Genomic DNA, 25,816 nt, shown 5'->3' with positions numbered 1-25,816 from the left:
TCACCGTGCTGAAAAGGATGTTTGCCGTGGCGGCGCTGCTGCTGCCGATGTTGGCCGGGGCCGAGGAGATCGGCCAGGTGTCCACCGTGTTCAAGTTCGTCGGGCCGAACGACCGTATCGTGGTCGAGGCGTTCGATGATCCGAAGGTCGACGGCGTGACCTGCTACCTGTCGCGGGCCAAGACCGGCGGCTTGAAAGGTGGGTTGGGGTTGGCCGAGGACCGTGCCGAGGCGTCGATTGCCTGCCGTCAGGTGGGGCCGATTCACTTCAAGGGTGAGCTGAAAGATGGCGAGGAGGTGTTCAAGGAGCGCACCTCGCTGGTGTTCAAGACCATGCAGGTGGTGCGGTTCCTCGACAAGAAGCGCAATACGCTGGTGTACCTGGTGTACAGCGACCGGGTGATCGAAGGCAGCCCGCAGAATGCGGTGACGGCTATTCCGATTGTGCCTTGGGCGCAGCAGTAATACCCGGTTGAAATGATCGCGGGGCAAGCCCGCTCCCACGCCAGGCACTCATGGCGTGGGAGCGGGCTTGCCCCGCGATGCTTTCTGCTGTCTGAATCAGGCCAGTTCCTCAGCCTCATCCTCGCGCACGATGGCTTTGACCTCGTCGCGACGGCTGATGTACTTCCAGTCCGCCTCGTCGATGTAGATACCGTTCGGCCCGCTACCACCTTCCAGGTCGATCGCCACCCGCGCCGACACCTGCGGCTTAACGCTCGCCAGGATCGGCACGAAGCCCAGCTGCTGGCTGGTCTCCAGCAGCGCCGCCTGGTTGCGTTCGTCGATGTCCGCCGCCTCGTCGAGGTAGTACGGCAGGCGAATGCGCCCGGCCAGGTCGCGGTCCATAAGGTGCAGCAACAGGTACATGTTGGTCAGCGCCTTGATGGTCATGGTGGTGCCGTTGGACGCGGCGCCGTCGATGTCGGCGTGGATCACCGGCTGGCTGTTGATCTTGGTGATCTCGAAGGCCAGTTCGAACAGGTCCTTCAGGCCCAGCTGGTTATGGTTGGCCGCCACCAGTCGTGCCAGGTACTCCTTGGCCTCTTCGTTCTTGTGATCCTGCTCGGCGCTCTGGGTCAGGTCGAACACCGACAGCGTTTCGCCTTCCTCGTACTGGCCGGCGCTGTGGATGATCTGGTCGATGTGCTTGAGCGCTTCCTTGTTCGGGGCCAGCACCACGCGGAAGCTCTCCAGGTTGGACACCTGGCGCTTGTTGATCTCGCGGTTGAACAGCGCCAGCTGGTGCTCGAGGCTGTCGTAGTCGCTGCGGATGTTGCGCAGGGTCCGGGCGATGTCGGTAACCGCGGCGCGGCGGGCCTTGGCCAGGGTCAGCGCTTCCTCGGTGCGGTGCGAGTAGGCGTTGATCAACAGCTGCAGGCGGCGCTCCATGTCGTCTTCGCTGTCGAACTTGGCCACGCCCTTGAGGCGCACCTGGGCGTACAGCGCCTCGATCTGGTTGTCCACGCGTTGCAGCGCCTGCCAGCTGTCCTGGTAGTCGTTGAGCAGCGGCAGCAGGTTGTCCATGGAGTCGTCGATGGCCTCCATGAACGGCGTGCCGAACGGCAGGTCGGCCGGCAGCAGTTGGCGACGGCGCAGGGCGTCTTCCAGGGTACGCTGCTTGGCCTCCAGGTCGGCGATCTGCCGGCCGACCAGTTGCAGCTTGGCCGACAGCTGCTGGACGCGTTCAGTGAAGGCGTCGCTGGAGCGCTTGAGCTCGTCCTGGGCGGCTTCCAGCTGGCCCAGTTGCTCCATCTTCTCCGGCTCTTCGGCGGCCAGGGTCTCGGTGCGGCGGAAGTCTTCCAGGGCCTTCTGCGCATCCAGCACCTGCTGGTACAGGGCCTCGGTCTGCGCCTTGCTGGCTGCGCGGTCGAGGGCCACGGCCTGCTGGGTCTTGAGCTGTTTGAGCTCTTTTTCCAGGCGCTCTTTCTGGTCGCGCAGGGCGGCGCGGTCGGCCAGAGCCTGCAGCGCCGGCGGGTCGATGTGCGAGATGTCGATGGACAGGCCTGGCACTTCGAAGCGTTCGCCCTTGAAGCGGTCGAGCACACCTTCGAGGGTCTTCACCCAGACGTCGCTGTCGTCCAGCTCGATGCCACGGTCACCCAGCGGCAGGCTGAACAGCGCGCCGTTGAACAGGCGCATCAGGCGGTCGACGTCCTGCTGCGAGAACTCCTCGCGCAGGCGGGCATAGCTGTTGTTGTCGGCGTGGTCGAGCTGCTGCTTGACCGCCTTCACGCGTTTTTCCAGGTCACGCACGCGCTCGTCGAGGTCCTCGGCGGAGAACTGCCGCGACTGGGCCAGGGCACCGGCCAGTTCGTCGTGGGCGTCCTTGGCCGCCAGCAGTTGCTGTTCCAGCACCTTGACGTCGGTGACCAGGGCGAAGCGGTGCTTGAGCACCGACAGCTCACCCAGCCAACGCTGGATACCGGTGATCTCGCGCTCCAGGCGCATCAGCTCCTGGGTGCCGCCGCGCTGGTCGTTCTGCAGGCGGTCCTGCTCGCCACGGTAGTGCTCGGACTGGATCACCAGCTCTTCCTTGCGCGCCATGGCGTATTCCTGCCAGGTGCCCAGCAGGTTGTCGAGCAAGGGCGAGATGCGGTGCAGCTTGCCGCGCAGGATGTCGCGCTGGGCCACGCCGCCGGCCAGGGCTTCGACCAGGGGACCTGCGGCCACCAGGGCGTTGTAGTCGCCCTCCATGCGGCGCACGTCGCGGAAGGCCTCTTCGCAGGCGGCGATGTAGTCGACGCTGCCCGAGCGCAAGCTGTGCTCGAAGGCGTCGAGGAACAGCTGCTTGAGCTTGGCGGCGGTAATTTCGCGCATGTGCAGCAGGTTGATGAACAGCGCGCGGAAGGTCTTCAGGCTTTGCTCGCTGGTCGAGCGCAGCGGGATCAGGGTCAGGTCCAGTGGCACCGAGGTATGACCGCCGACCAGCAACCGGCGCAGCTCGTCCGGCTTGAGCTCGTAGGCTTTCAGGCCATGGCGCTCGAGGTTGGTGAACAGCTCCTTCTGGCGCAGGCAGGTGTCGTCTTTCTGGTAGTGGGCCAGGTCCAGCTCGCCCTGGTAGGCGAAGAACTGGTGGCCGAAGCCGCCGCCCGGACCGCGGCCGACCACGCCGATCACGTGCGGTCCGTGGGGCAGGTTCAGTTCGGTGAGGATGTAGCTGGTATCGCTGGCGAAGTAGAAGCGGCGCGACTGCTCCAGGCTGTACTTGCCGAAGCTCATGTCGGACATGCGCGCCAGGATCGGGAACTGCAGGGCGTTGATCGACGCCGATTTACCCAGGTTGTTGGCGCCATAGACCGACAGCGGGTGTTCCAGGGGGAACAGGCCGAGGCTGTAGCCGGCGGTGTTGAGCAGTGCGAAGCGGCGGATGCCGTAGCGTTCCTGGCTCATGCGTCAATCTCCTGTTGCTCTTCGCGGATCGCCCGGGCCAGGGCGTCCTCTTCGCTTTCCTCGCCAGCAAACGGGGTGAGGTCGAGCGGGTCGTCGGTGCGGTTGAGTTCCTCGGGGGTTTCTTCCACCACCAGCACGGGCACCGGCAGCGGCAGGTCGCTGTGCAGGGTGGCGGCCAGGTCGCGGTCCTGCTGGACCGACAGACATACATCGAGGAAACGGTGCATCGGCGGCATGAAACGGTAGATGCCGCCCTCTTCGAAGGCGAAGCCCAGCTGGGTCATGCGGCGCATGATCTTTTCTTCGAGCTCGTCGACGGTCTGCACTTCGGCCTGCAGGAACAGGTCGCGGTACTTGTCCAGCAGCGATGGCAACTCGTCGCGACCGATGCTGCCGCCGTCGAGCACGGCCATCGGGTCGCGGCCCTGGTCGGCCAGGTGCTCGACCAGGATGAAGGTGAACAGCGACAGGCGCTGGGCGGTCTTGTTGACCTGCGCGGCGGCCTGCTCGGGGACGAAGTAGTAGAAGCCGCGGGTGTCGCAGACCAGCTCGAAGCCCAGGGCCTTGAACAGGGTGCGGTACTGGTCCTGGAAGTTCGACAGCTGGGCGTACAGCTCCGGGTCGCGGCGGCTGATGTGGAAGCCCTTGAACAGCTCGCGGAAGATCGGCGCGAGCTGGGACAGTTCGGAAAGATCAAGATGCATGGACGGGGCTCGCGGTGGATTCGGTCGGGGTCGCCGGCTTGTTGTCGCGGCTGGAGGTCAGGGCGAAGGAGCGCAGGCTGACCAGGTGTTCGCGGGTGAGGTATTGCTGGCGATCGAGGCGCTCGCGGCTGAAGCGCTTCTCGCGCGACAGGCGCGAGAACCAGTACAGCAGCTCGTCGGTGGCGCCCTCGGGCTCCTGCTCCAGCAGCCAGACCATCAGGTCCGGCAGCGGCAGGGCATCCTCGCAGCGCTCGAGCATTTCCTTGACCGTGCGCGGGGCGCGGGGCAGCGGGCCCTTTTGCGTCTTGTGCGCCTTGGGGAAGCGTGCAGGCTTGGGCTCGAAGCGAGCCAGCGCGTAGACGTAGGCCTCGACCTGGCTGGCGCTGCCGAGGAAGGTGCTCTGCGGCCGAGTGAACAGCGGCATGGCCGCCTGGGGCACGGCGTCGATGCCCTTCTTGCGGATCACCGACAAGGCCAGGGCGGCGCCACGGGTCACGGCGTTGTGCCGGCGCGCCTCTTCGCGCAGCGGCAGCAGCAGTTCGCGGGCGTGACGCAGGGTCAGCTGGGCGCTGGTCTGCATTTCGAGGATGCGCGCGTGGGTGCGCAGCAGCATGTCGTCGTCGACCAGGTGGCCCAGGCGCGCCTGCTCGCCCAAAAGGCGTAGCAGCACGGTCTCGACCTTGCGCACGCCCTGCTCGAAGGCACCGTCGGCGTTGACCAGCTGGATCATCGGCTCGACGTACTCGTCCCAGGTCGCCAGTACTTCGGCGTAGCGCTGGCGCAGGGGGATCTGCCGGTTGCTGGTCTTGGCCCGCTCGGCCACGGCCACCAGCGCCTGCTCGTCGTTGTCGAGCTTCTTCAGTACGTCGCGCACGCGCATGTCGAGCAGGCGCAGCTGGCGTGCCAGGTCGTCGCTGTCGCGATTGTCGAAGGCGTCCTGGATATGCCCGGCCAGGCGTTCCAGATGACGCAGGTAGGCCTCGATCTCCAGGCACAGGCCCAGCCGGTGTTCGCGGCGCAGGTAGGCGAGGAAGTCGTGGATCTGCGCGTTGAGCTCGAAACGGTTCGGGCTCTTGGCCACCGGGACCAGGATGTCCAGGCGGATCCACACGTCGAGCAGCTGGGTGATGTCCTGCGGGGTGCTTTCCACCTGCTGGCGGGCCAGCTGCTGGCGCAGCTCGACCAGGCTCAGGGTGCCCTGGTCGAAGCGCTCGCACAGCGGCTCGATCAAGGCCCAGTGTTCGGCTAGGGCGCGCAGGACGCGCTTGGGTTCGATCATTGGCGGGTCGACTCGTTGCCAAATAAAAGGGGCGATTGTACTGCATCCGGGGGGGAGGTTTTCACCCCTTGGTCTGTTATGGGGATAACCCTGAGGCTCAAGGGGGGATTTACCGGCCCCTTCGCGAACAAGCCCGCTCCCACAGGGCCCGCACGCCCTCTGTGGGAGCGGGTTTACCCGCGAAAGGGCCAGTGCAGGTAGTAAAATTCCGTCGACCTGTTGCGCCACGATGCTGCCAACGGCGTTAGAATGCCCGACTGTTTCGTCTATCCCCGGATACCCGCGCCTTGCTGATCGAGTCCCGCCGCCGCGCCTACCTGTCCGCCATGCAAGTGGTGCACTGGCTGCCGCGCGCCGAACTGCCGTTCGCCGCCCCGTCGCGGCCGGAGCTGCTGTTGCCGGTGGCGCCGGTCGAGGACCTCGACTTCGAGGTGCGTCCGGCCGCTTCCGTGCCTGCGCCGAGCACCGCCCCGGCGGCGCCCCAGGCGCGTGCCGAGCGGCCGAAGATCGAAATCCCGCGCCCGGGCAGCGCGCCGAAACCGGCCGCCAAGCCGGTCGAGGCCGAGCAGGAGGCCCCCGCGCCACGCCCGGCGCCGGTACCGCCACCACGCTTCGCCCTGCAGTTGCTGCGCGCCGGCAGTTGCCTGCTGCTGGTCGAGCTGGCCACCGGCCAGCCGTTCCAGAGCCGCGACCCGTCGTACCTGCTGCTCAAGGACATGCTGCGTGCCGCCGGCCTGCCGGATGCCCCGCAGATCATCGGCGAGCCGGTGCGCTGGCCGTTGCTGATGCGCGGCAACATGGACCAGGGCCCGGACGCCGCCCGCGACTTCGTCCAGGGTTTCATCGCCGCGCGCCTGGAAGAGGCGCCGTGCACCTGCCTGTGGCTGCTCGGCCTGCCGGCCATCCGCTTCGCCGGCCAGGCCGATGCCGAAGCCTACTACCAAGAACTCGAGGTCGACCTGCTCGGCAACGCCTGGGCCTTGCCCGGCCTTGAACTGTTGATGGACGAGCCGCAACGCAAGGCGGACGTCTGGAAAGCCATGCGCCGGCTGATGGCGCGCTGGAAGAGCGTTGAATGAGTGACTCGATCAGTTTCCGCCCGGCAACCGAGGCGGATCTGGATGCCCTGCTTAAGATCGAATATGCCGCCTTCAGCCACCCCTGGACCCGCGGCATCTTCCTGGATGCGCTGAAGTCCTATGAAGTGTGGCTGATGTTCGTTGGCCAGCAGCAGGTCGGCCATGGCGTGATCAACGTGATCATCGACGAGGCGCACCTGCTCAATATCACCGTCAAGCCGGAGAACCAGGGCTGCGGGCTGGGCTTGCGCCTGCTCGAGCACCTGATGGCGCGGGCCTACCAGCTCAATGGCCGCGAGTGTTTCCTCGAAGTGCGTGCCAGCAACCAGTCGGCCTATCGCCTGTACGAGCGCTATGGGTTCAACGAGATCGGCCGGCGTCGAGACTACTATCCGGTCGCGGGTGGGCGCGAAGACGCGCTGGTGATGGCCTGTACGTTGCTGGAGGACTGAGGCGCGCCGCCGCAGGCACCGGTTCAAGCCAGTGCCAGGCGACGGCTGAGGTTCAGGCGGCGAGAATCAACGCTCGATTGCCAGGGCTACGCCCTGACCGCCGCCGATGCAGAGGGTCGCCAAGCCCTTCTTCGCATCGCGCTTGATCATCTCGTGCAGCAGGGTCACCAGCACTCGACAGCCCGAGGCGCCGATCGGGTGGCCCAGGGCGATGGCGCCGCCGTTGACGTTGACCTTCGCCGCATCCCATTCCAGCTGTTTGCCCACCGCCAGCGCCTGGGCGGCAAAGGCTTCGTTGGCCTCGATCAGGTCCAGGTCGGCCAATTGCCAGCCGGCCTTGTCCAGGCAGCGCTGGGTCGCCGACACCGGGCCGATGCCCATGATCGCCGGGTCCACGCCGGCGCTGGCATAGGCGGCGATCTTCGCCAGCACCGGCAGGCCCAGGGCCTTGGCCTTGGCGGCGCTCATCAGCAGCACCGCGGCGGCGCCGTCGTTGAGGCTGGAGGCGTTGCCGGCGGTGACGCTGCCGTCTTTCTTGAACGCGGCGCGCAGCTTACCCAGGGATTCGGCAGTGGTGCCGGGTCGGGGCTGCTCGTCGGTGTCGAACACCAACGGCTCGCCTTTTTTCTGCGGGATGTGGATCGGGGTGATCTCGTCCTTGAAGCGGCCGGCCTCGATGGCGGTCACGGCCTTGCGCTGCGACTCGGCGGCGAAGGCATCCTGTTGTTCACGGGTGAGGGCGTACTTGTCCACCAGGTTCTCGGCGGTGATGCCCATGTGGTAGTCGTTGAAGGCGTCCCACAGGCCGTCGCTGATCATGCTGTCGATCAGCTGGCCGTGGCCCATGCGCTGGCCGGTGCGCGCCGAAGGCATCACGTAGGGCGCCAGGCTCATGCTCTCCTGGCCGCCGGCGATCACCACCTCGGCGTCGCCACAGCGGATGGCCTGGGCGGCCAGGTGCAGGGCTTTAAGGCCCGAGCCGCAGACCTTGTTCAGGGTCAGGGCCGGGACCTCGAAGGGCAGGCCGGCCTTGACCGCGGCCTGGCGGGCGGGGTTCTGGCCGGCGCCGGCGGTGAGCACCTGGCCGAGAATCACTTCGTCGACCTGGGCCGGGTCCAGCTGGGTCTGGGCCAGCAACTGGCGGATCACGGCGGCGCCCAGCTCCACGGCGGACACGTTGGCCAGGGCCCCCTGGAAACTGCCGATGGCAGTACGGGTGGCGGCGACGATGACGACTTCGTTCATTGTTGTTCTCCGGGATGCGGGCGTGATCCTGACAGCATCCCCGCCCGGGGCTTATTTGAGAAGTTTGTTTTTCTTTGCCATTGATCTGAAATTCAAATGAATGATTGGCGCGCGGTGGAGCCTTCAATCGGGCAGGGCCAGGCTTGGCTGGCTGATGGTGACGGGGCGAAGGCGGTCCGATGAGCCCTGAATCTGCCCATCGCGGGGCAAGTCGGGGCGCCGAACCGCCGCTCCCACGCCAGACCTGCATGTTCAAAACTGGCGTGGGAGCGGGCTTGCCCCGCGATGATCGTCTCTACAGCGCCGGGCACTGGTTGGTAACGCAGTGAATCCCGCCGCCACCCGCCGCAATCGCATCGATATCCAGCTGCACCACCTTGCGCCCCGGATACAGCTTCACCAGCAACGCCCGCGCCTTCTCGTCGGCACTGCGATCACCAAACTGCGGCGCGATCACCGCGCCGTTGATGACGAAGTAGTTGATGTACCCCGCCGCGAAGTCCGGGTTGTCATCGTTGAACTTGCTGCGCCGTGGCTTCAGTGGCGGCGACATCGTGTGGATCTCCAGCTTGCGCCCATCGGCATCGGTGGCGTTGCGCAGGATTTCCAGGTGCTCGAGAGTCACCTCGTGGTCGTAGGAATCCGGATCGTTGTCCAGGTTCGCCACCACCACGCCAGGCGCCGCGAAGCGCGCATAGAAGTCCACGTGGGCGTCGGTGATGTCCTTGCCCTTGATGCCCGGCAGCCAGATGATCTTGCGCAGCCCCAGGCGCTCCTTCAGTTCGGCCTCGACCTGGGCCTTGCTCCAGCCGGGGTTGCGGTTGCTGTTGATCCAGCTGCTCTCGGTCATGATCCCTGTGCCGTGGCCGTCCACTTCGATACCGCCGCCTTCGCCCACCAGTTCGCTCTGCTGGTACTGGGCGCCGGCCAGCCTGGCGACGCGGGCCGCGAGCTTGGCGTCGTAGCGGTGCTGCTGCTTGCCGCCCCAGCCGTTGAAGTTGAAGTCCACCGCGCCCAGCACGCCGTCGTCGTCGACCACGAAGTTGGCGCCGATGTCACGCATCCAGATATCGTCCAGCTCGGTCTCGACATAGGTGATGTTGTGGCTGCCGCATTCCTCCTCGGCGATGTCGCGCTCGCTGGCGCGACAGAACACCGTCACCGGCTGGAACGCGGCGATGGCCCGGGCGATCCGCCCGAGCGCGGCCTGGACGTCTTCTGTGAAGTCTTCCCAGATGGCGTCCTGGGCGCCGAAGGCGATGTAGGCGCGTGCGTGCTTTTCGCCTTCGTCGGGCATGAACCAGCGACCCGATTCGGCGGCGCGGGCGCTGTTGCCGCCGAACGGCAGGCCAAAGCTGGCGGCGGCGCCGAGGCCGGCGACGACGCTCATGTGCTGGAGGAAGGTACGGCGAGTAGGCATGGGGTCAGTCCTGTGCAGTCTTGAAGCGGGTCCAGACACGCATGCGCGCACGCATGTCGGCCTGGGGGATGTCCTTGCCCGGGATCAGCCGGGTGTAGGTGGCATCGCTGAGGTAGATGTCCGGGTTGTCACGCAGGCGCGCATCCACCAGGGCGCGGGCCTTGGCGCTGGCGGTGGGGTAGCCGGTGAAATTGCTGATTGCGGCCATGTTCTCCGGGCGCATGACGAAGTTGATGAAACGATAGGCGTATTCCGGGTGCTTGGCGTCGGCGGGGATGGCCATGGTGTCCATCCACACCGTGGTGCCTTCGCGGGGCACGCGGTACTGGAAGTCGATGGCCTTGCCGGCGGCCTCGGCGGTGCGCTGGGCCTGGATCACGTCGCCGCTGTAGCCCAGCGACAGGCAGGTGTTGCCATTGACCAGCTCGGTGACCGGTTGCGACTGCAGCTTGCGCACATACGGGCGGATGCCCTTGAGCAGCTCGCTGGCGGCGGCCAGGTCCTCGCGCTTGGCGCTGCGCGGCTCGCGGCCCAGGTAGTGGAGCACCACGGCCAGCACTTCGTCGGGCGAGTCGATCATCGAGATGCCGCAGTCGGCGAACTTGGCCGCCAGCTCCGGCTTGAACAGCAGGTCGAGGCTGTCCAGCGGGGCGTCGGGCATGCGCTCGCGGATCTTCTTCGCATCCATGGTCAGGCCGATGGTGCCCCAGGTGTAGGGCACGGTGGCCTGGCTGGCCTTGGGGTAGCGGTCGTGCAGCTGGCGCAGGCCGGGCTCGATATCGTCGAGCGCGGTCAGTTGCTTGCGGTCCAGGGCCTGCAGGCTGCCGGCGCGCATCAGCCGTTCGGCCACGGTGTCGCCGGGGAACACCAGGTCGTAGCCGCTGCGCCCGGACATCAGCTTGGCCTCGAGCACTTCGCTGCCGTCCATGACGTCGTAGATCACCGGGATGCCGGTCTCGGCGGTGAAGCGCTTGAGGGTGTCCTCGGCAAAATAATCGGCCCAGTTGTAGAGGCGCAGGGCATCCTGCTCGGCCTGGGCGACGCTGGCGCAGGCCAGCAGGGCGGCGATGGCGAGCAGTTTCGATGGACGGCTTGGCATGGTTCAGGCCCTCGCGGTCTGTGGGGTGCGGCCGTCCAGGCTGAGCAACGGCGCGTACATGCTGGGGCGACGGTCGCGGTAGATGCCCCAGGTCAAGCGGTCCTCGCGCATGCGTTCCAGGTCCAGGTCATGCAGCCACACGCCGCTGCTGTCGCGGTCGGCCTCTTGCAGCATCGCGCCTTTGTGGTCGCAGATGAACGACGAGCCGTAGAAGCGCATCGACAGGTTGTCGTCGCTGCGCGCCACTTCATGGCCGACGCGGTTGGCGGCCACCACCGGCAGCAGGTTGGCGGCGGCGTGGCCGCGCATGGCCATCTGCCAATGGTCACGCGAGTCCAGCTCGGCGGCGCCCGGCTCCGAGCCGATGGCGGTGGGGAACAGCAGCACCTCGGCGCCCATCAGCGCCAGGCAGCGGGCGGTTTCGGGGAACCACTGGTCCCAGCAGATGCCGATGCCCAGGCGGCCGAAGGCAGTGTCCCAGACCTTGAAACCGGTGTCGCCGGGGCTGAAGTATTCCTTTTCCTGATAGCCGATGGCGTTGGGGATGTGGGTCTTGCGGTATACCCCCAGCAGGCGGCCGTCGGCGTCGGCCACGGTCAGCGAGTTGAAGAAGGCATTGCCGGCGCGCTCGTACCAGCTCAGCGGCAGCACCACGCCCAGCTCCTTGGCCAGGGCGGCGAAGCGCTTGAGCAGCGGGCTGTCGTGGTAGTCCTGGGCCAGGGCCTGGTGGCTGTGGCACTGCTCGATGCAGAAGTACGGGGTGGCGAACAGCTCCTGCAACAGGATCACCTGGGCGCCCTGGGCCGCGGCCTGGCGCACCAGCTGCTCGGCGCGCTCGAGGTTGGCGGCCAGGTCCCAGCTGCAGGCCATCTGCGTGGTGGCGATGCGCAAGGTGCTCATGGGCGCGCTCCCTGCCAGGCCGGCTGCTGCTGGGTGATGCAGTGGATGCCGCCGCCGCCGTGGGCGATGTGGTCGATGCGTACCGGCACGACTTCGCGGCCGGGGAAGGCCAGGGCCAGTTGCTGGGCGGCGGCCTGGTCGGCGTCGATGCCGTAGGCGGGCATGATCACCGCGCCGTTGGCCAGGTAGAAGTTGGTGTACGAGGCGCAGAACACCTCGGCCTCGGTATCCACGGCCGCCGTGGCCTCGTACAGGTCGAGCAGCTCGAACGAGCGGCCTTGGGCATCGGTGGCCAGCTCCAGGGCGCGGCGGTTCTCGCGGGCCACTTCGGCGTACACCGAACCCTGGTCGTGGGTGGCGTCCACCAGCAGCACGCCGGGACGGGCGAAGGCGCACACGCCATCGACATGGCCGTCGGTCATGTCGCCGGTGACGTACTGTGGGTCACCCGGCAGCCAGATGGTCTTGCGGATGCCCAGCAGGCGGGCGAAACAGTCCTCGAAGTCAGCCTTGCTCAGGCCCGGGTTGCGGTTGGGGTTGAGCAGCACCGACTCGGTGGTGATCAGCGTGCCTTCGCCGTCGACGTGGATGGCGCCGCCTTCGTTGCACAGCGGGGTGCTCAGGCCTTCGAGGCCGAGATGATCGAGGATACGCCGGGCCAGGCTGCGGTCCTTGCCGTGCTCGGACTTGTCGCCCCAGGCGTTGAAACGCCAGCTCAGGCCGGCCACGCCCTGCTGCGGGTGGATGAGGAAGGTCGGGCCGCTGTCACGGCACCAGCTGTCATCGACGGCCAGTTCGACCAGCTCGATGCCGGGGCCGCACAGTTCGCGGGCAATGGCCATGGCCGAGGGATCGACCACCATCTTCACCGGCTCGAAGCGGGCGATGGCGGCGGCCACGCGGGCATAGTCGCGCTGCACGTCGGCCAGGGTCACGCCCCAGCCCGACTCCCACAGCGGCTTGTTGTGTGGCCAGATCATCCAGGTGGCGGCGTGGCGGGCCCATTCGGCAGGCATGCGCCAGCCGCTGTCGCGGGACAGGGTCATAGTGAACTCCGATCTATTAGGGATTTTTATCAACGAAGCCCGCCGTCGCGGGTGTTGCTGCCCATGTTATGGCTGGGAAACTGGAGCGACAAACGATAGATTTAGCGTATTTCTGATCAGTCAGGCTTATCAGCATGCTCAAACACTGGCCCCCGCTCAACGCCCTGCGCGGCTTCGAAGCTGCCGCTCGCCTGGGCAGCTTCCACAAGGCCGCCGAGGCCCTGAACCTCACCCAGTCGGCGATCAGCCAGCAGATCCGCAGCCTGGAGAGTTACCTGGAACAACCGTTGTTTCACCGTAGCGGGCGTAGCGTCAGCCTGACCGATGCCGGGCACGACCTGCTCAGCACCACCCAGGCCTTGCTGCAGCAGCTGGCGGTGGGGATTCGTCGCCTTGACCAATACCGCAAGCCCAACCAATTGGTGGTCAATACCACCCCGGCCTTTGCCCGGCATTGGCTGTTACCGCGCCTGGCGGATTTCCATCAGCGTCACCCGGATGTGGACCTGTGGCTGTTCACCAGTTTCGAGGTGCCGGACATGGCCAACGAGACCATTGACCTGGCGATTCGCGACGATATCGGGCCGCAGGCTGAATGCAGCTTCACTGTGCTACACCAGGACACGCTGTATCCAGCTTGTCACCCGACGTTACCCGGGACCGGGCGCACGACCTTGCACGGCGAGCGCGAGATGGACTGGAGTCACTGGCAACTGGAGGGCGGCGAGGAGGTGGGGCAGCAGGGCAAGGGGCTGAACTTCTCTGACCCGGGGCTGCTGCTGGAGGCGGCGGGCGAGGGGCTGGGGATCGCCCTGGTCAGTCAGTTGCTGGCACAGCGGATGGTCGACGAGGGACGTTTGCGGCCTTTGTCGGCACAGCGCGTACGCGGGCCGGTGTGGAGCTGCCTGGTGCATTGGGAAAGCCAGGAGGATCCGTTGGCGCGGCAGTTTCTGGTGTGGTTGAAGGCGGCGTTGGCAAAGGATTAGTGGTGCCTGTGCCGGCCCTATCGCGGGCCGCTGGTGTTTTGCATCGATCCGATCAACTCGTAATATGTGTCGGATATCCCACGAGGGTAGTCTCACCCTCTAGATCAAACGGCAGTGCCCCGAATCCGGGCGCTGTCCCAGCCTAAACCTGACGAGGTACAGACATTGGCCATCATTCATCCCAAGGTTCGCGGTTTCATCTGCACCACGACTCACCCCAAGGGCTGCGAGCTCAACGTCCGTGACCAGATCGAAGCCACCCGCAAGCTGGGCGTGCGCGAGGATGGTCCGAAGAAAGTCCTGGTGATCGGCGCCTCCAGCGGCTACGGCCTGGCCGCGCGCATCACCGCGGCGTTCGGCTTCAAGGCCGATACCCTGGGCGTGTTCTTCGAAAAGCCGGGCACCGAGACCAAGGCCGGTACCGCCGGCTGGTATAACGCCGCCGCCTTCGACAAGTTCGCCAAGGCCGAAGGCCTGTACAGCAAGTCGATCAACGGTGACGCCTTCTCCGACGAAGCCCGCGCCAAGGTCATCGAGCTGATCAAGAACGAAATGGGCGGCCAGGTCGACCTGGTCATCTACTCCCTGGCTTCGCCGGTGCGCAAGCTGCCGCAGACCGGTGAAGTGATCCGCTCGGCGCTCAAGCCGATCGGCCAGCCGTACAAGTCGACCGCCATCGACACCAACAAGGACACCATCATCGAGGCCAGCATCGAGCCGGCCACCGAGCAGGAAATCGCCGACACCGTCACCGTCATGGGCGGCCAGGACTGGGAGCTGTGGATCGACGCCCTGAACGCCGCTGGCGTGCTGGCGCCGCAGGCGCGCACCGTGGCCTTCAGCTACATCGGCTCCGACATCACCTGGCCGATCTACTGGGAGGGCGCGCTGGGCAAGGCCAAGCAGGACCTGGACGAAACCGCCCAGCGCCTGGGCAAGAAAGTCGGTGGCAGTGCCAACGTTGCGGTGCTGAAGTCGGTGGTTACCCAGGCCAGCTCGGCGATCCCGGTGATGCCGCTGTACCTGTCGATGGTCTTCAAGATCATGCAGGAGAAGGGTATTCACGAAGGTACCCAGCACCAGCTGGACCGCATGTTCCGTGACCGCATGTACCGTGCGGACGGTGCGCCGGCTGCCCTGGACGACGAAGGCCGCCTGCGTCTGGACGACTGGGAACTGCGTGATGACGTGCAGGACGCCTGCCGTGCCATGTGGCCCAAGGTCACCACCGAGAACCTGTTCGAGCTGACCGACTACGCGGGCTACAAGAAGCAGTTCCTCAACCTGTTCGGCTTCGAGCGCGCTGACGTCAACTACGACGAAGACGTGGCCACCGACGTACGGTTCGACTGCATCGAGCTGTAAGCAAGTCCTTGACCGCGCAGCCGTTGATGACGGCTGCGCGGTTCCCGCCGACGACTTGTTAATATTCTGAAACAAATCCTCCAATGGCCCTTGGCCATGGGCACCCTCCGCCTGATCTATACCCCAGCTATTGGCCTGGCAATTCCGCCGGGGCCGAGGAGGGAGCAATGGGCGCGCTGCAAAAACTACAAGAACGCATTCGCCAGAAGGGCCTCAAGCGCACCTTCAAGACCTTGTTCGAACGTTACGTGTTTTTCCACTGGGAATTGTTGTGGATGGAACGCGACCTGATCAGTCCGGTGCCTCCCTACAGCCTCAAGGCCCACACGCCGGTCACCCTGGTGCAGATCACCACCGCCAACGCCGACGCCTTCGCCGCGAATTTCGGCGACCGTGTCGAGACCATGCGTGAACTGGCCGCCGCAGGGCACACCGGGCACATGTACCTGGACGAGCAGGGCGACGCCGTGGCCTTCATCTGGGCCAGCGTGGTCGACTATCACGACAAGCACTACTACGGTTGCACCTTTCCGGTGAAACCGGGCGAATTCTTCGAGTTCGGCGGCGAGATGACCCGGCCCTACTTCGGCAGCGAGCTGTCGGTGACGGCCCAGGTCGAGCTGTGGAACACAATGCGGGAGAAGGGCTGCCACAAGGTGGTGGACGTGGTGGAGACCCACAATGTGCCGGCCATGAAGCTGCACCTGCGCATGGGCTACCACGAGCAGGGACGGGTGATGCATGTGTACGGCCTGTTCGGCCGCTGGAAGCTGTTCCGCGAGACCCGCTACGATGGCTCGCGCCTGGCGGTGCTGCGCAAGCCGGGCGTGGCGCGAGCCTTGCCGACTGCTTGAACTATCGCGGGGGGGGGGGGGGGGGGGGGGGGGGGGGGGGGGGGGGCCCCGCGCCCCCCCCCCCCCCCCCCCCCCGCGATAGGGCCGGTACAGGCACCGATTTTCTTGCTAGCGTGGGCGCACGACAACAGCCCGTCCGCCAGCATGGCGCGACGCCGCAGGGAGCGCGCCATGAGCAGCCTCACCCAACCCGCCTGTGCCTTTCGTCATGTCGCCGCTGACGGCTACAGCCTCGGCGGGTTCCGCTGGCGCCACGCCGAGCCCGATCCAGGGCGAGCACTGGTGATCATCAACGCCGCCACCTCGGTGCGCTGTCGTTACTACTCGCGATTCGCTGACTACCTGTTCGCCCAGGGCTTCGACGTGCTCACCTACGACTACCGTGGCATCGGCGAATCGCGCCCGGCCACGCTGCGCGGTTTCCAGGCGTCCTGGAGCGACTGGGGGCGGCTGGACTTCGAGGCGATGCTGCAACTGGCCGCCGCCGAGCATCCGGGCCAGCCGGTGCATGTAGTCGGCCACAGTTTCGGCGGCTGGGCGCTGGGGCTGGCGCCGTCGGCGGGGCAGGTGCGCCATGCGGTGCTGGTGGGGGCGCAGTTCGCCTACTGGCGTGACTATGCGGCGGAGCAGCGTTGGCAGCTGTTCGGCAAATGGCATGTGCTGATGCCGCTGTTGACCCGGGTGTTCGGCTACTTCCCCGGCAAGCGCCTGGGCTGGCTGGAGGATACCCCGGCCGGTGTCGTGCACGACTGGAGCACCCGCACGCCGCGCTACGAGCACCGCCCCAGCGGGCGCCTGCTCGAGGCGGTGCCGTTCGAACAGGTGCGGGCGGCGACCCTGGCCGTCAGCCTGACTGACGATCCATTCGGCACGGTGGCGGCCACCGAGCGGTTGTTGGGGTATCTGCAGAAGGCCGAGCGTCGGCACCTGCGGGTGGCGCCTGTGGATATCTCGGTGGAGGAGATCGGGCATTTCGCGTTCTTTCACGATCGGTTTCGTGAAAGTTTGTGGCCGATTGCGCTGGGGTGGCTACGAGAAGGGCAGTTGGAGGGCCTGGTACCGGGTAGCGTTATCAGTTGAGGGCCCCTTCGCGGGGCAGGTCGCATCGGCGCAACGCCGCGACTTGCCCCGCGATGGGCGAGACGCGAAGTCAGGCCAGGCGCGCGAGCGGCTGGGCGGTGAACTTCACCCCGGCCAGCCCATGCTTGATCAGCGCACGGATGTTGCCATGGTCGCTGCCCTCGGGGGTGGCCACCACGCTGCGGTAGTGCTCGCCGAAGGCCAGCAACGCCTCTTGGTCGCTCAGCCCTTCCAGCAGCGCCAGGCCCAGGGTCTTGCACGAACCTTCGTTCTGCCCGGCGGCGTTGTGCACGTCGCCGTTGTCGAAGGCCTGGGGCTGGTAGCTGTAGTTCGCGGCGATGAACGCCAGGGTGTCGGCGAACACGTGTTCGCCGCTGGCGAGGCTGCTGCGCAGGGTGTTCAGGTCAGTCACGAGGTTTTCCTTGTTCGAACGCCGCCTGTTGCTCGGCGCTGGCTTCTTTCTGGTGTTGGGCTTTCCACTCGGCGTAGGGCATGCCGTACACCTGCTCGCGGGCATCGTCCAGGCTCAGCTCGATCTGGCGATCGTCGGCGGCGGCCTTGAGCCATTTCGACAGGCAGTTGCGGCAGAAGCCGGAGAGGTTCATCAGGTCGATGTTCTGCACGTCGGTGCGCTTCTGCAGATGGTCGACCAGGCGCCGGAACGCGGCGGCTTCGAGTTCGAGCTGTTGTTGCGGGGTCATGGGCGGTGTCTCTTCAGGTCATGCGGTTCTTCAGATGGCGGCCACCGTTGATGACCACCTGGCTGCCGGTGCTGTACTGGCTTTCGAGCAGGAACAGCACGGCGTCGATCAGCGGGCGGGCGCCGGGTTCGAATTCGAGCAGGGCCTTTTTCAGGGTCTGCTGGCGGTATTGCTCGTCGCCGCCTTCCTTGAGGATCAGGAGGCCCGGCAGGATACCGTTGACGCGCACCTTGGGCGCGTACTTTTCGGCGAACGACAGCACCATGTTCTGCAGCGCGGCCTTGGTCGCGGCGTAGCCGATATGGCTCTTGCTGCCGCGCGAGGAGGTCTCGTCGCAGATGTGGATGATATCGGCCTTGTCCACCTTGTTCAGCCACTCGCCGAGGGCCAGGTTGAGGTGGTAGGGCGCCTCGACGTGCAGGCGGAACATGGTGTCGAGGTTGTCCAGGCCATCGTCGAGCCACAACGAGGCGTTGTGGATGATCCCGCGCAGGCCGTCGTAGTGGCCGTGCAGGTGGTCGATCAGGGCCTGGCGGTCTTCGCTGCGGGTCAGGTCGGCCTGGAACTGCCGGATGTTCGGGTGGGCCGCCTGGGGATGCAGGCTGCGGCTGGCGCTGACCACCGTATGGCCGGCCTGGGCCAGCTCCAGGGCCAGGGCCAGCCCGACGCGCTGGCTGGCGCCGGTGATGAGGATTGGGCTGTTCATGTGCGGGCGGTCTGTTCGTCTGTCCGTGCGTGATGCCCCAGCATACCCGAACTGCGCGGCCTTGCGAGCCTGTGCCTCAGCGGCTGCGCAGCCCCTGGGCGCGGTCACTCGGGGCAGGCGGCGCGGCGTTCAGCCAGCCGGCCAGCAGGCGGGTGGACAGCGGGATGAACAGGTACACCATCAAGGGGGTCAGGGCGAGAGTGCTGAGCAGCACGCGGGGCAGCAGTTCCAGCGCTGCCAGCCAGTGGCCGAACAGCAGGTTGAACAGCAGCGAGACCGGGAAGAACGCCAGCCAGATGGCCGTGGCCTGTTTCCAGCGCGGCGGTTTCTGCACCATGTTGGTGCCGAACCAGTCGTCGATGCCGCTCACGCGCCTCTCTTTGGGGCGTTCGAACAGGCCGTCACCGCGCTCAAGCCAGGCTCGGCGCGAGGCGGAATGCTCCCAGGCGTGCAGGGTCTGCTCGTCGGTGAAGCGGAAGATGATCTGGAATTCGTCGCCCTCCGCCGGTGGCGCGAGGATGCCCGAGCCCAGGTAACCGGGGAAGTCGGTGGCCAGCTGCTCGCCTTCATGCAGCCAGGCCAGCAGGTCCTGGTAGCGGCCACAGGCGGCGCGGCGCGACACCATCAGGGTGACGGGTGGGGTAGACATCGTGTATCTCCTGGCGACGGGGCTGGCGGGTAGCCGGCCCCTTGGCATGCGGCCCGGGGTGGTGGGCGGCGCAGGCGTGCTTGCAAGAATCGGGCGCAGATTATGCGCGATCACCCATGACCGGTCAGTTTCAGCGGCTGGACGGTCGTCAGCAGGCGGCGGGAGCCTGGGCGTGCAGTTCGGGGTGGGCCTGGCGGTGGGCCTGCAGGATGTACTCGCGCAGGCGTTCGATTTCTTCGGCCGGGCTGTGCGACAGGTCATAGGCGGCCAAGCGCGGGCCGATGCGCCGGCGCAGCACGCCATGCAGGCCGATCGGCGGGATATCCGCGGCGGCAAAGCGCAGCTTGAAGTGGGACGGTGCCTCGCGCCGGCCACGGACTTCCAGCAGCACGCCCTTGAACGAGATATCCCGCACCCACAGGTCGCTGGCCTGGCCATGGTCGTCGAGCAGGGCGCTCGGCCGCTCCAGCGATAGGCGCCAGGGCCGCAGCATGGGGCCGTCCTCATAGATGTCCGGCGAGCCCAGTTGCAGGTGCAGGGCGTGGAATTCGTCCTCGACCAGTTGCAGGGGGAAGCTCAACTGCTGGTTGTTGAAGCTGGCCTGCAGGGTCACCTGCTCGTTGGCCACCAGGCGGGTGAGCAGGTCCTTCAGACGACGGTCACCATTGACCAGCAGGCTCGACATGGGGTCGGCCAGGTTCAGCTGGGGCGAATGCTGCATGTCCTGGATGAAATCCAGTTCGTCCTGGGAGAGTAGGGCGTCTGCTTGCATGGTCGAACTCGAAGGGGCGATCGGTAAGGGCGATTTCTTCACGGCTGTCGACAGTAGGCAATACGCTTCGTTCCGGTCATTCGTCGGATAATCCTGAAGCGTGTGACTTTAGGCATAGGCGGCCTTTTGCCACTGTCGAGTGCTAGTATCCTACGTTTTCACTCAGTTTCGGAATCCTCACCCGATGAAAGTCGCCATTATTTCCGGTTCGGTCTACGGCACCGCCGAAGAAGTCGCCCGTCACGCCGAGTCGCTGCTCAAGGCCGCCGGCCTTGAAGCCTGGCACGCCGCCCGCGCCACCCTGCAGGACATCGAGGGCTTCGCCCCGGATGCGCTGCTGGCGGTGACCTCGACCACTGGCATGGGTGAGCTGCCCGACAGCCTGATGCCGCTGTATAGCACCATTCGCGATGTGCTGCCGGCGGCCTGGCGCGGTTTGCCTGGGGCGGTGATCGGCCTGGGCGACTCGAGCTATGGCGATACCTACTGCGGCGGCGGCGAGCAGATGCGCGAGCTGTTTGCCGAGCTGGGGGTGAACGAGGTGCTGCCGATGCTGCGGCTCGATGCCAGCGAGACGGTGACGCCGGAGACCGATGCCGAGCCGTGGCTGGCGGAGTTTGTGGCTGTCCTTAAAGGCTGATGTTGCCTGGACCGACCCTATCGCGGGGCAAGTCGCAGCGATAGGGTCGGTCGCCTCAACGCATGGCTGCATGTTCGCGCAACAACGCCAGCCACGCCTGCGCCGCCCGCGACAGGTACGCCCCGCGCCGCCAGATGAAGGCGATGTCCCAACGCAGGTACTCAGGCGCCCGCAACGGCAAACGCACCACCCCGGGCCGCTCCAGCGCCCGCGCGACGATCGCCGGCAGCAGCACCACGCCTTGACCGGCCGCCACCAGCGCGGCGAGAAAGTCCGCCTGGCCGCTGCGTCCGCCTTCCCTGGGCGTGAAGCCCTCCTGCTGGCAGGCACTGAGCAAGCGATCGTTCAACACGAAGCTGCGCTGGTACAGCAGGAACGGCGTGTCGGCCAGTTGCGCCAGGGCGACGTCGGCTTGCCCGGCCAGCGCGTGGCCGGCGGGCAGCAGGGCCTCCAGCGGCTCGTTGCAAAAGGGTTGGTAGTCGAACGCCGGGTCGCTCGGCGTCAGGCTGCCGCCCAGTTCCAGCTCGCCATTTCTCACCGCCTGCTCGACCATGCGGCTGCCGCCTTCGAGCAGCTGGATCGAGATGTTCGGATGCCGTCGCCGGTACTCGGCGAACAATCCGGCGAACAGCGCGTCGCTGCCCAGCAGCGGCAGGCCAAGGCGCAGCTCGCCGCGGGCCATCTGGCTGAGGTCGTCCAGTTCGCTTTGCAGTTCCTGGCGCTGGCGCAACAGCGCCTCGCCCCGCTCGAGGACGATGCGTCCGGCGGCGGTCAGCAGCAACTGCGAACCCTGGCGCTCCAGCAACGGCTGGCCGATAGCCTGTTCCAGCTGGGCGACCTGCTTGCTCACCGCCGACTGGCTGATGTGCAGGGTGGTCGCCGCCTGGGTGAAGCCGCCCTTGTGGACGACTTCGATGAAACTGCGCAGTTGTTTGAATTCCATGATCGCTCGATTCCATTCTGGAATGGCTGTCAGTCTAACAATTCGCTTCTGGCCTAGGTATGCGACTTCTACAATGGGCGTGTTGTCGAGGAACCCCCGCCCATGAATCCTGCATTGCTGAAGAAAACCCTGCGCCTGCTCGCCGAGCTGGCGGTGCTGCTGGCCCTGTTCCTGATCGGTGGCCAGTTGGCCGCCTGGCTGGCCTGGCCGATCCCCGCCGGGGTGATGGGCCTGGCGCTGCTGCTGGTGCTGTTCGCCTGCGGCGTGCTCAAGCCGGCCACCCTGCAACTGGGCGCCGGCTGGCTGATGGCCGAGATGCTGCTGTTCTTCATCCCGGCGCTGATGAGCCTGCTGGACTACGGCAGCCTGCTGCGCAGCGAAGGCTGGCGCATCCTGCTGGTGATCGCCCTGAGCACCCTGCTGGTGATGGTGGTCACCGCGCTGACCGTGGAACTGGTGTGCCGCTGGAGGTTGCGCCATGAGCCTTGAACCCATGCCGCTGTTCTGGCTGGCGCTGACCTTGGGTGCCTACCTGGGCAGCCGCTGGCTGTACCGGCGCAGCGGGCGCTACCTGCTGTCGCCGCTGATCCTGGTACCCGCGCTGCTGCTGGCGGTGGCCGTGCCGCTGCACACCGCCTACGCCGAGTACGCCCGCAACACCCACTGGCTGATGGGCGTGCTGGGCCCGGTCACCGTCGCCTTCGCGGTGCCGATCTGGCAGCAACGGGCATTGCTGGCGCGGCATTGGCCGGCGCTGCTGGTGGGCATGCTGGCCGGCAGCGTGGCCTCGATCGGCAGCTCCTGGGCGCTGGCGCATTTGCTGGCGCTGGACGAGGCGGTCAGCCTGTCGCTGCTGCCGCGCTCGATCACCACGCCGTTCGCCATGCCGGTGGCCCAGGACCTGGGCGGCGTGCCGGAACTGACGGCGGTGTTCGTGATGTTCACCGGCGTGCTCGGGGCGATGTTCGGCGGCATCCTGTTGCGCTGGTTGCCGCTGCGCACACCGTTGGCGCGGGGCGCGCTGTTCGGCGTCGGCGCCCATGGCGCGGGCGTCAGTCGGGCCCAGGAGGTCGGCCGCGAGGAGGGCTCGGTGGCCGGCCTGGTCATGGTCTTGACCGGGTTGCTCAACCTGCTGGCGGCGCCGCTGCTGATGAAGTTGATCTGACCGTTCGTGCCACTGACTCGCACGGTCATCAGGCTGGCTGCCAAGGCGACTTATCACCTTCGTATAGGCTTCTAGACTGAGCCTCGACATAGAGAGCACATGTATGTGCCGAGGTGACATGCAATGAACGCAGCCTTGCCCTATTCCGACACTTATCCACCGGGACGACCGTGATGCCACTGGCCGAGATTCCATTGTGCGTCTGGCGCACCCGGAGCCAGGGTTTCACCTTCCGGGGCCAGAGCATCCGCTACTGGACGGCAGGGCAAGGAGAGCCCCTGCTATTGCTTCACGGTTTCCCCACGGCCAGCTGGGATTGGCACTACCTGTGGGCACCCCTGACCCAGCGCTTTCGCGTGGTGGCCTGCGACATGCTCGGCTTCGGCGACTCGGCCAAGCCTGCGGACCACAACTACAGCCTGCTCGAGCAGGCCGACCTGCAGCAGGCGTTGCTGGCACACCTGCACATCAACCAGCCGGTGCACCTGCTGGCCCACGACTACGGCGGCAGCGTCGCCCAGGAACTGCTGGCCAGGCACCACGAGCAGCGGCTCGAGGTGGCCAGTTGCGTGTTCCTCAACAGCGGGCTGTTCCCTGAGAGCTGCCGTGTGCTGCTGGTGCAGAAGCTGCTGCTCAGCCGCCTGGGCTGGCTGGTCGGGCGATCGTTCGGGCGCGACGACCTGGTGCGCAATGTCACCCAGGTCTATGGCCCCTGCACCCATCCCAGTGAAAGTGCCCTGGACGACTACTGGAGCCTGATCGCCTCCAATCGCGGCCCACGCATCCTGCATCGGCTCATCAGCTTCCTGCCCGAGCGCAGGGCCCAGCGCGAACGCTGGGTCGCGGCGCTGCAACGCCCGGGCGTGCCGCTGCGCTTCATCAATGGCGCGGTGGATCCGCTGTCCGGCGCGCACATGGTCGAACGCTACCGCGAACTGGTGCCGGAGCCGGATACCGTGGTGCTGCAGGGCATCGGCCATTACCCGCATACCGAGGCGCCGGTGCAGGTGCTGCGCCACTACCTGGCCTTTCGTGAACAACCGATGAGCTATGTGCCGCTGAAGGTCGCCTGGTCCTGACCGGGCGATCATCGCCGGGCGTTATCGGGCGGCATTCGCCACGGTGCGCTTGATTGCCCGGCCCCGGCGGCTGGCGGAGACTGCGTTGCATCCCTTCATTGCCAGGAGCCTTGAGCATGAGCGAACCAGTACGTCTGCAGGATCGAGTGGTGATCGTCACGGGGGCCGGTGGCGGCCTGGGCCGGGCCCATGCGTTGCTGTTCGCCGCGCGCGGCGCGCACGTGGTGGTCAACGACCTGGGCGGGTCGACCCATGGCGAAGGCGCCAATGCTTCGGCGGCCGACCGCGTGGTGGAGGAGATCCGCGCCGCGGGCGGTTCGGCGATCGCCAACCATGATTCGGTCACCGACGGCGCACGCATCGTCGAGCAGGCCCTGGACACCTACGGCCGCGTCGATGTGCTGGTCAACAACGCCGGCATCCTGCGCGACAAGACCTTCCACAAGATGGAGGACAGCGACTGGGAGCTGGTCTACCGCGTGCATGTCGAGGGTGCCTACAAGGTCACCCACGCCGCCTGGCCGCACCTGCGGGCGCAGAACTGGGGGCGGGTGATCTTCACCTCGTCCACCTCGGGCATCTACGGCAACTTCGGCCAGGCCAACTATGGCATGGCCAAGCTCGGCCTCTACGGGCTGACCCGCACCCTGGCCATCGAGGGCCGCAAGCACGGCATCCTGGTCAACGCCATCGCTCCGACCGGCGGCACGCGCATGACCGAGGGGCTGATCCCGCCGCAGGTGTTCGAGCGGCTGCAACCCGAGCTGATCAGCCCACTGGTGGTGTACCTGGGGAGCGATCAGTGCCAGGACAGCGGCGAGCTGTTCGAGGTGGGCGGCGGCTGGGTCGGCAAGGTGCGCTGGGAGCGCAGCCAGGGCGTGGGGTTCGATCCGCGGGAAGGGTTCACGCCCGAGCAGGTGGCGGACAACTGGGCGCGGATCGGCGACTTCGAGGGCGCCGGGCATCCGCAGGACAGCCTGCAGGCGTTGCAGCAGATGATGGCGAACCTGCAGAAGTATCCGTTGGGTTGAGGCGCGCCAACTTCTGATGCTCGATTCTTGCACAAATAAAAAAGGCCGCTGCAATCGCAGCGGCCAATCGAGACGTTAGATCAAGGAGCTTCAAAATCAACGTCGGTGAACCTGGGCGGGCCCGAAAGGCGGGGGGAGAGCCCTTCGTGCCGGCCAGTGAGATCAGAATAAGCGCTTGATCCCGTGGGAAAAATAGCGGCTTATGACATTCACCTTTACGTTTCGGGTAAAAGTGCAAGGCGGACTATAGCCAGCCTGTGCAGTGAAAATCCGTAATGCTTTGTAAGCCCTTTCACTGATCCGCACCGTATCCCATCCGCCAGCTGGTGGCCTGGGTGGCGGCGAGCAGGCGCCGGGCAGCCGGGCCGTGCTCGTCGGCATGGAAGATCGAGGTCGGCCCGACCACGGTCATCACCGCGGCGATCTGGCCCATGGCGTTGAACACCGGCGCGGACAGCGCATCCACCCCCGGCATCAGCAACCCGTGCACATGGTGCAGGCCGCGCTGGCGGATCTGCTCCAGCAGGGGCGCATAGTCGGCCGCCGTCTGGCCGAGCGTGGCCAGTTCCTGGTCGCGCAGCTCCACGGTCTCCCGCTCGGGCAGATGCGCCGCGAACACCAGGCCGGTGGACGAACTCAGCAACGGCAGCACCGAGCCGATCTGGGTCACCACCGTCACCGCCCGCACCGCCGGCTCGATGCTCACCACGGTCGCGCCCTGGTTGCCCCACACGGCGATGAAGCAGCTTTCGTTGAGCTCGTCGCGCAGCTGCGACAGCGGCAGCGCGGCCACCTTCAGCACATCGATGCTGCCCAGGGCCGCCATGCCCACCCGCAACGCCTCGCGGCCCAGCCCGTAGTGGTTGGTGGCCGGATCCTGCTCGGCGAAGCCACTGGCGATCAGCGCCTGCAGGTAACGGTGCACCTTGCTCGCCGGCATCTCGACATGCTCGGCCAGGCGCGACAGCGAGGTCGAGGGGGAGAGCTCGGCCAGGGCCTTGAGGATGTCGGTGCCGACTTCCGCCGAGCGGACCTTCTGTTTGCCGTTGTCGGCGTTGCTGCTGGCTTTGGCCATGGGGGACTTCTATGCGGATTTCTTGGGGTGGCGCCTTTATAGCTTGACGACTGCGCACGGGCAAATTACGTTATTCGTAATCTGATTACGATAAAAACAATGCAGACGCGCTGCTGCCCTTGGTGCCGGTTTCAGGATCGGGCCCGCAGCCAGC

At 66.4% G+C, this 25,816-nt stretch carries 27 protein-coding genes; 12 read left to right on the top strand and 15 right to left on the bottom strand.

Features of this window, described 5'->3' with window-relative positions; genetic code table 11:
• Positions 1-17: 17 nt before the first annotated feature.
• Complete coding sequence (locus HU735_RS07245) at positions 18-464, top strand: CreA family protein (RefSeq protein ID WP_186713018.1); 447 nt, start codon at positions 18-20, stop codon at positions 462-464.
• 96 nt (positions 465-560) lie between these two features.
• Here HU735_RS07245 and mksF read toward each other — a convergent pair whose 3' ends face one another.
• Genes mksF through mksB form a run of 3 tightly spaced genes read right to left on the bottom strand, consistent with a single transcriptional unit; the run spans position 561 to position 5,375 of the window.
• A complete protein-coding gene (gene mksF / locus HU735_RS07240; RefSeq protein WP_186712956.1) occupies positions 561-3,392 on the bottom strand; it encodes an Mks condensin complex protein MksF in 2,832 nt (943 codons plus the stop codon).
• Positions 3,389-4,096: an Mks condensin complex protein MksE gene (mksE, locus tag HU735_RS07235; RefSeq protein ID WP_186712955.1), complete on the bottom strand. Its 708-nt coding sequence runs from the start codon at positions 4,094-4,096 to the stop codon at positions 3,389-3,391. The genes mksF and mksE overlap by 4 nt, the downstream gene beginning before the upstream one ends.
• Positions 4,086-5,375, bottom strand: a complete 1,290-nt coding sequence (gene mksB / locus HU735_RS07230) for an Mks condensin complex protein MksB (RefSeq protein ID WP_050706885.1) — start codon at positions 5,373-5,375, stop codon at positions 4,086-4,088. The genes mksE and mksB overlap by 11 nt, the downstream gene beginning before the upstream one ends.
• A gap of 287 nt (positions 5,376-5,662) precedes the next feature.
• On the opposite strand from mksB, the gene HU735_RS07225 reads away from it, so the two are divergent.
• Together HU735_RS07225 and rimI are read left to right on the top strand one after the other, a co-directional pair.
• The gene (locus tag HU735_RS07225) at positions 5,663-6,454 is read left to right on the top strand and encodes an energy transducer TonB (protein ID WP_186712954.1); all 792 of its coding nucleotides are present in this window, start codon (positions 5,663-5,665) and stop codon (positions 6,452-6,454) included.
• Positions 6,451-6,906 carry a ribosomal protein S18-alanine N-acetyltransferase gene (gene rimI / locus HU735_RS07220; RefSeq protein ID WP_050706883.1) on the top strand — a complete coding sequence of 152 codons (456 nt, stop codon included), beginning with the start codon at positions 6,451-6,453 and terminating at the stop codon, positions 6,904-6,906. The genes HU735_RS07225 and rimI overlap by 4 nt, the downstream gene beginning before the upstream one ends.
• A 66-nt stretch (positions 6,907-6,972) precedes the next feature.
• Here rimI and HU735_RS07215 read toward each other — a convergent pair whose 3' ends face one another.
• From HU735_RS07215 to HU735_RS07195, 5 genes are all read right to left on the bottom strand, one after another.
• A complete protein-coding gene (locus HU735_RS07215) occupies positions 6,973-8,151 on the bottom strand; it encodes an acetyl-CoA C-acetyltransferase (RefSeq protein WP_186712953.1) in 1,179 nt (392 codons plus the stop codon).
• Between the two features lie 295 nt (positions 8,152-8,446).
• Complete coding sequence (locus tag HU735_RS07210) at positions 8,447-9,571, bottom strand: agmatine deiminase family protein (protein ID WP_186712952.1); 1,125 nt, start codon at positions 9,569-9,571, stop codon at positions 8,447-8,449.
• Between the two features lie 4 nt (positions 9,572-9,575).
• Positions 9,576-10,670, bottom strand: a complete 1,095-nt coding sequence (locus HU735_RS07205; RefSeq protein ID WP_186712951.1) for an extracellular solute-binding protein — start codon at positions 10,668-10,670, stop codon at positions 9,576-9,578.
• 3 nt (positions 10,671-10,673) lie between these two features.
• Complete coding sequence (gene aguB, locus HU735_RS07200) at positions 10,674-11,570, bottom strand: N-carbamoylputrescine amidase (RefSeq protein WP_110736916.1); 897 nt, start codon at positions 11,568-11,570, stop codon at positions 10,674-10,676.
• Entirely contained in the window at positions 11,567-12,616 is a 1,050-nt protein-coding gene (locus HU735_RS07195) for an agmatine deiminase family protein (RefSeq protein ID WP_186712950.1), read from the bottom strand. Before HU735_RS07195 ends, aguB begins: the two co-directional genes overlap by 4 nt.
• Positions 12,617-12,750: 134 nt before the next feature.
• Between HU735_RS07195 and HU735_RS07190 the strand changes: the two genes are divergently transcribed.
• The 4 genes from HU735_RS07190 to HU735_RS07175 all read left to right on the top strand — a co-directional run bounded on the left by HU735_RS07190 (position 12,751) and on the right by HU735_RS07175 (position 16,901).
• The gene (locus tag HU735_RS07190) at positions 12,751-13,602 is read left to right on the top strand and encodes a LysR substrate-binding domain-containing protein (protein ID WP_186712949.1); all 852 of its coding nucleotides are present in this window, start codon (positions 12,751-12,753) and stop codon (positions 13,600-13,602) included.
• 165 nt (positions 13,603-13,767) lie between these two features.
• A complete protein-coding gene (fabV, locus tag HU735_RS07185) occupies positions 13,768-14,967 on the top strand; it encodes an enoyl-ACP reductase FabV (RefSeq protein ID WP_186712948.1) in 1,200 nt (399 codons plus the stop codon).
• A 167-nt stretch (positions 14,968-15,134) separates the two neighbouring features.
• Positions 15,135-15,821: an N-acetyltransferase gene (locus HU735_RS07180; protein ID WP_186712947.1), complete on the top strand. Its 687-nt coding sequence runs from the start codon at positions 15,135-15,137 to the stop codon at positions 15,819-15,821.
• Positions 15,822-15,992: 171 nt separating this feature from the next.
• Entirely contained in the window at positions 15,993-16,901 is a 909-nt protein-coding gene (locus HU735_RS07175; RefSeq protein ID WP_186712946.1) for an alpha/beta fold hydrolase, read from the top strand.
• 70 nt (positions 16,902-16,971) lie between these two features.
• Here the strand turns inward: HU735_RS07175 and HU735_RS07170 are convergent, their stop codons facing one another.
• From HU735_RS07170 to HU735_RS07150, 5 genes are all read right to left on the bottom strand, one after another.
• Complete coding sequence (locus tag HU735_RS07170) at positions 16,972-17,313, bottom strand: HopJ type III effector protein (RefSeq protein ID WP_028689852.1); 342 nt, start codon at positions 17,311-17,313, stop codon at positions 16,972-16,974.
• Entirely contained in the window at positions 17,306-17,602 is a 297-nt protein-coding gene (locus HU735_RS07165; protein WP_050706872.1) for a DUF1244 domain-containing protein, read from the bottom strand. The genes HU735_RS07170 and HU735_RS07165 overlap by 8 nt, the downstream gene beginning before the upstream one ends.
• Positions 17,603-17,615: 13 nt before the next feature.
• On the bottom strand, positions 17,616-18,308 hold the full coding sequence (gene folM, locus HU735_RS07160) for a dihydromonapterin reductase (protein WP_028689850.1): 693 nt from the start codon (positions 18,306-18,308) through the stop codon (positions 17,616-17,618).
• A gap of 76 nt (positions 18,309-18,384) precedes the next feature.
• A complete protein-coding gene (locus HU735_RS07155; RefSeq protein WP_186712945.1) occupies positions 18,385-18,957 on the bottom strand; it encodes an antibiotic biosynthesis monooxygenase in 573 nt (190 codons plus the stop codon).
• A 148-nt stretch (positions 18,958-19,105) separates the two neighbouring features.
• The gene (locus HU735_RS07150; RefSeq protein ID WP_186712944.1) at positions 19,106-19,729 is read right to left on the bottom strand and encodes a hypothetical protein; all 624 of its coding nucleotides are present in this window, start codon (positions 19,727-19,729) and stop codon (positions 19,106-19,108) included.
• A 184-nt stretch (positions 19,730-19,913) separates the two neighbouring features.
• Between HU735_RS07150 and HU735_RS07145 the strand changes: the two genes are divergently transcribed.
• On the top strand, positions 19,914-20,369 hold the full coding sequence (locus HU735_RS07145) for a flavodoxin (RefSeq protein ID WP_050706868.1): 456 nt from the start codon (positions 19,914-19,916) through the stop codon (positions 20,367-20,369).
• Between the two features lie 55 nt (positions 20,370-20,424).
• Here HU735_RS07145 and HU735_RS07140 read toward each other — a convergent pair whose 3' ends face one another.
• Positions 20,425-21,312 carry a LysR family transcriptional regulator gene (locus HU735_RS07140; RefSeq protein ID WP_186712943.1) on the bottom strand — a complete coding sequence of 296 codons (888 nt, stop codon included), beginning with the start codon at positions 21,310-21,312 and terminating at the stop codon, positions 20,425-20,427.
• Between the two features lie 102 nt (positions 21,313-21,414).
• Here HU735_RS07140 and HU735_RS07135 point away from each other — a divergent pair, with 102 nt between their 5' ends.
• The 4 genes from HU735_RS07135 (at position 21,415) to HU735_RS07120 (ending at position 24,587) form a co-directional block, all read left to right on the top strand.
• Positions 21,415-21,801: a CidA/LrgA family protein gene (locus HU735_RS07135; RefSeq protein ID WP_186712942.1), complete on the top strand. Its 387-nt coding sequence runs from the start codon at positions 21,415-21,417 to the stop codon at positions 21,799-21,801.
• On the top strand, positions 21,791-22,477 hold the full coding sequence (locus HU735_RS07130; protein WP_028689844.1) for an LrgB family protein: 687 nt from the start codon (positions 21,791-21,793) through the stop codon (positions 22,475-22,477). Before HU735_RS07135 ends, HU735_RS07130 begins: the two co-directional genes overlap by 11 nt.
• Before the next feature lie 173 nt (positions 22,478-22,650).
• Positions 22,651-23,556 carry an alpha/beta hydrolase gene (locus tag HU735_RS07125; protein WP_186712941.1) on the top strand — a complete coding sequence of 302 codons (906 nt, stop codon included), beginning with the start codon at positions 22,651-22,653 and terminating at the stop codon, positions 23,554-23,556.
• Positions 23,557-23,672: 116 nt separating this feature from the next.
• On the top strand, positions 23,673-24,587 hold the full coding sequence (locus tag HU735_RS07120; RefSeq protein ID WP_186712940.1) for an SDR family oxidoreductase: 915 nt from the start codon (positions 23,673-23,675) through the stop codon (positions 24,585-24,587).
• A 292-nt stretch (positions 24,588-24,879) separates the two neighbouring features.
• Here HU735_RS07120 and HU735_RS07115 read toward each other — a convergent pair whose 3' ends face one another.
• Positions 24,880-25,662, bottom strand: coding sequence for an IclR family transcriptional regulator (locus tag HU735_RS07115; protein ID WP_186712939.1), 783 nt, complete (start codon positions 25,660-25,662; stop codon positions 24,880-24,882).
• Positions 25,663-25,816 lie beyond the last annotated feature (154 nt).

Origin of the sequence: Pseudomonas sp. BW16M2 (assembly GCF_014268865.1) — a bacterium.
GTDB classification, from domain to species: Bacteria; Pseudomonadota; Gammaproteobacteria; order Pseudomonadales; family Pseudomonadaceae; genus Aquipseudomonas; species Aquipseudomonas peradeniyensis.
The sequence above is the reverse complement of the archived record's forward strand: the minus strand, read 5'-3'. Positions and strand labels throughout refer to the sequence as shown.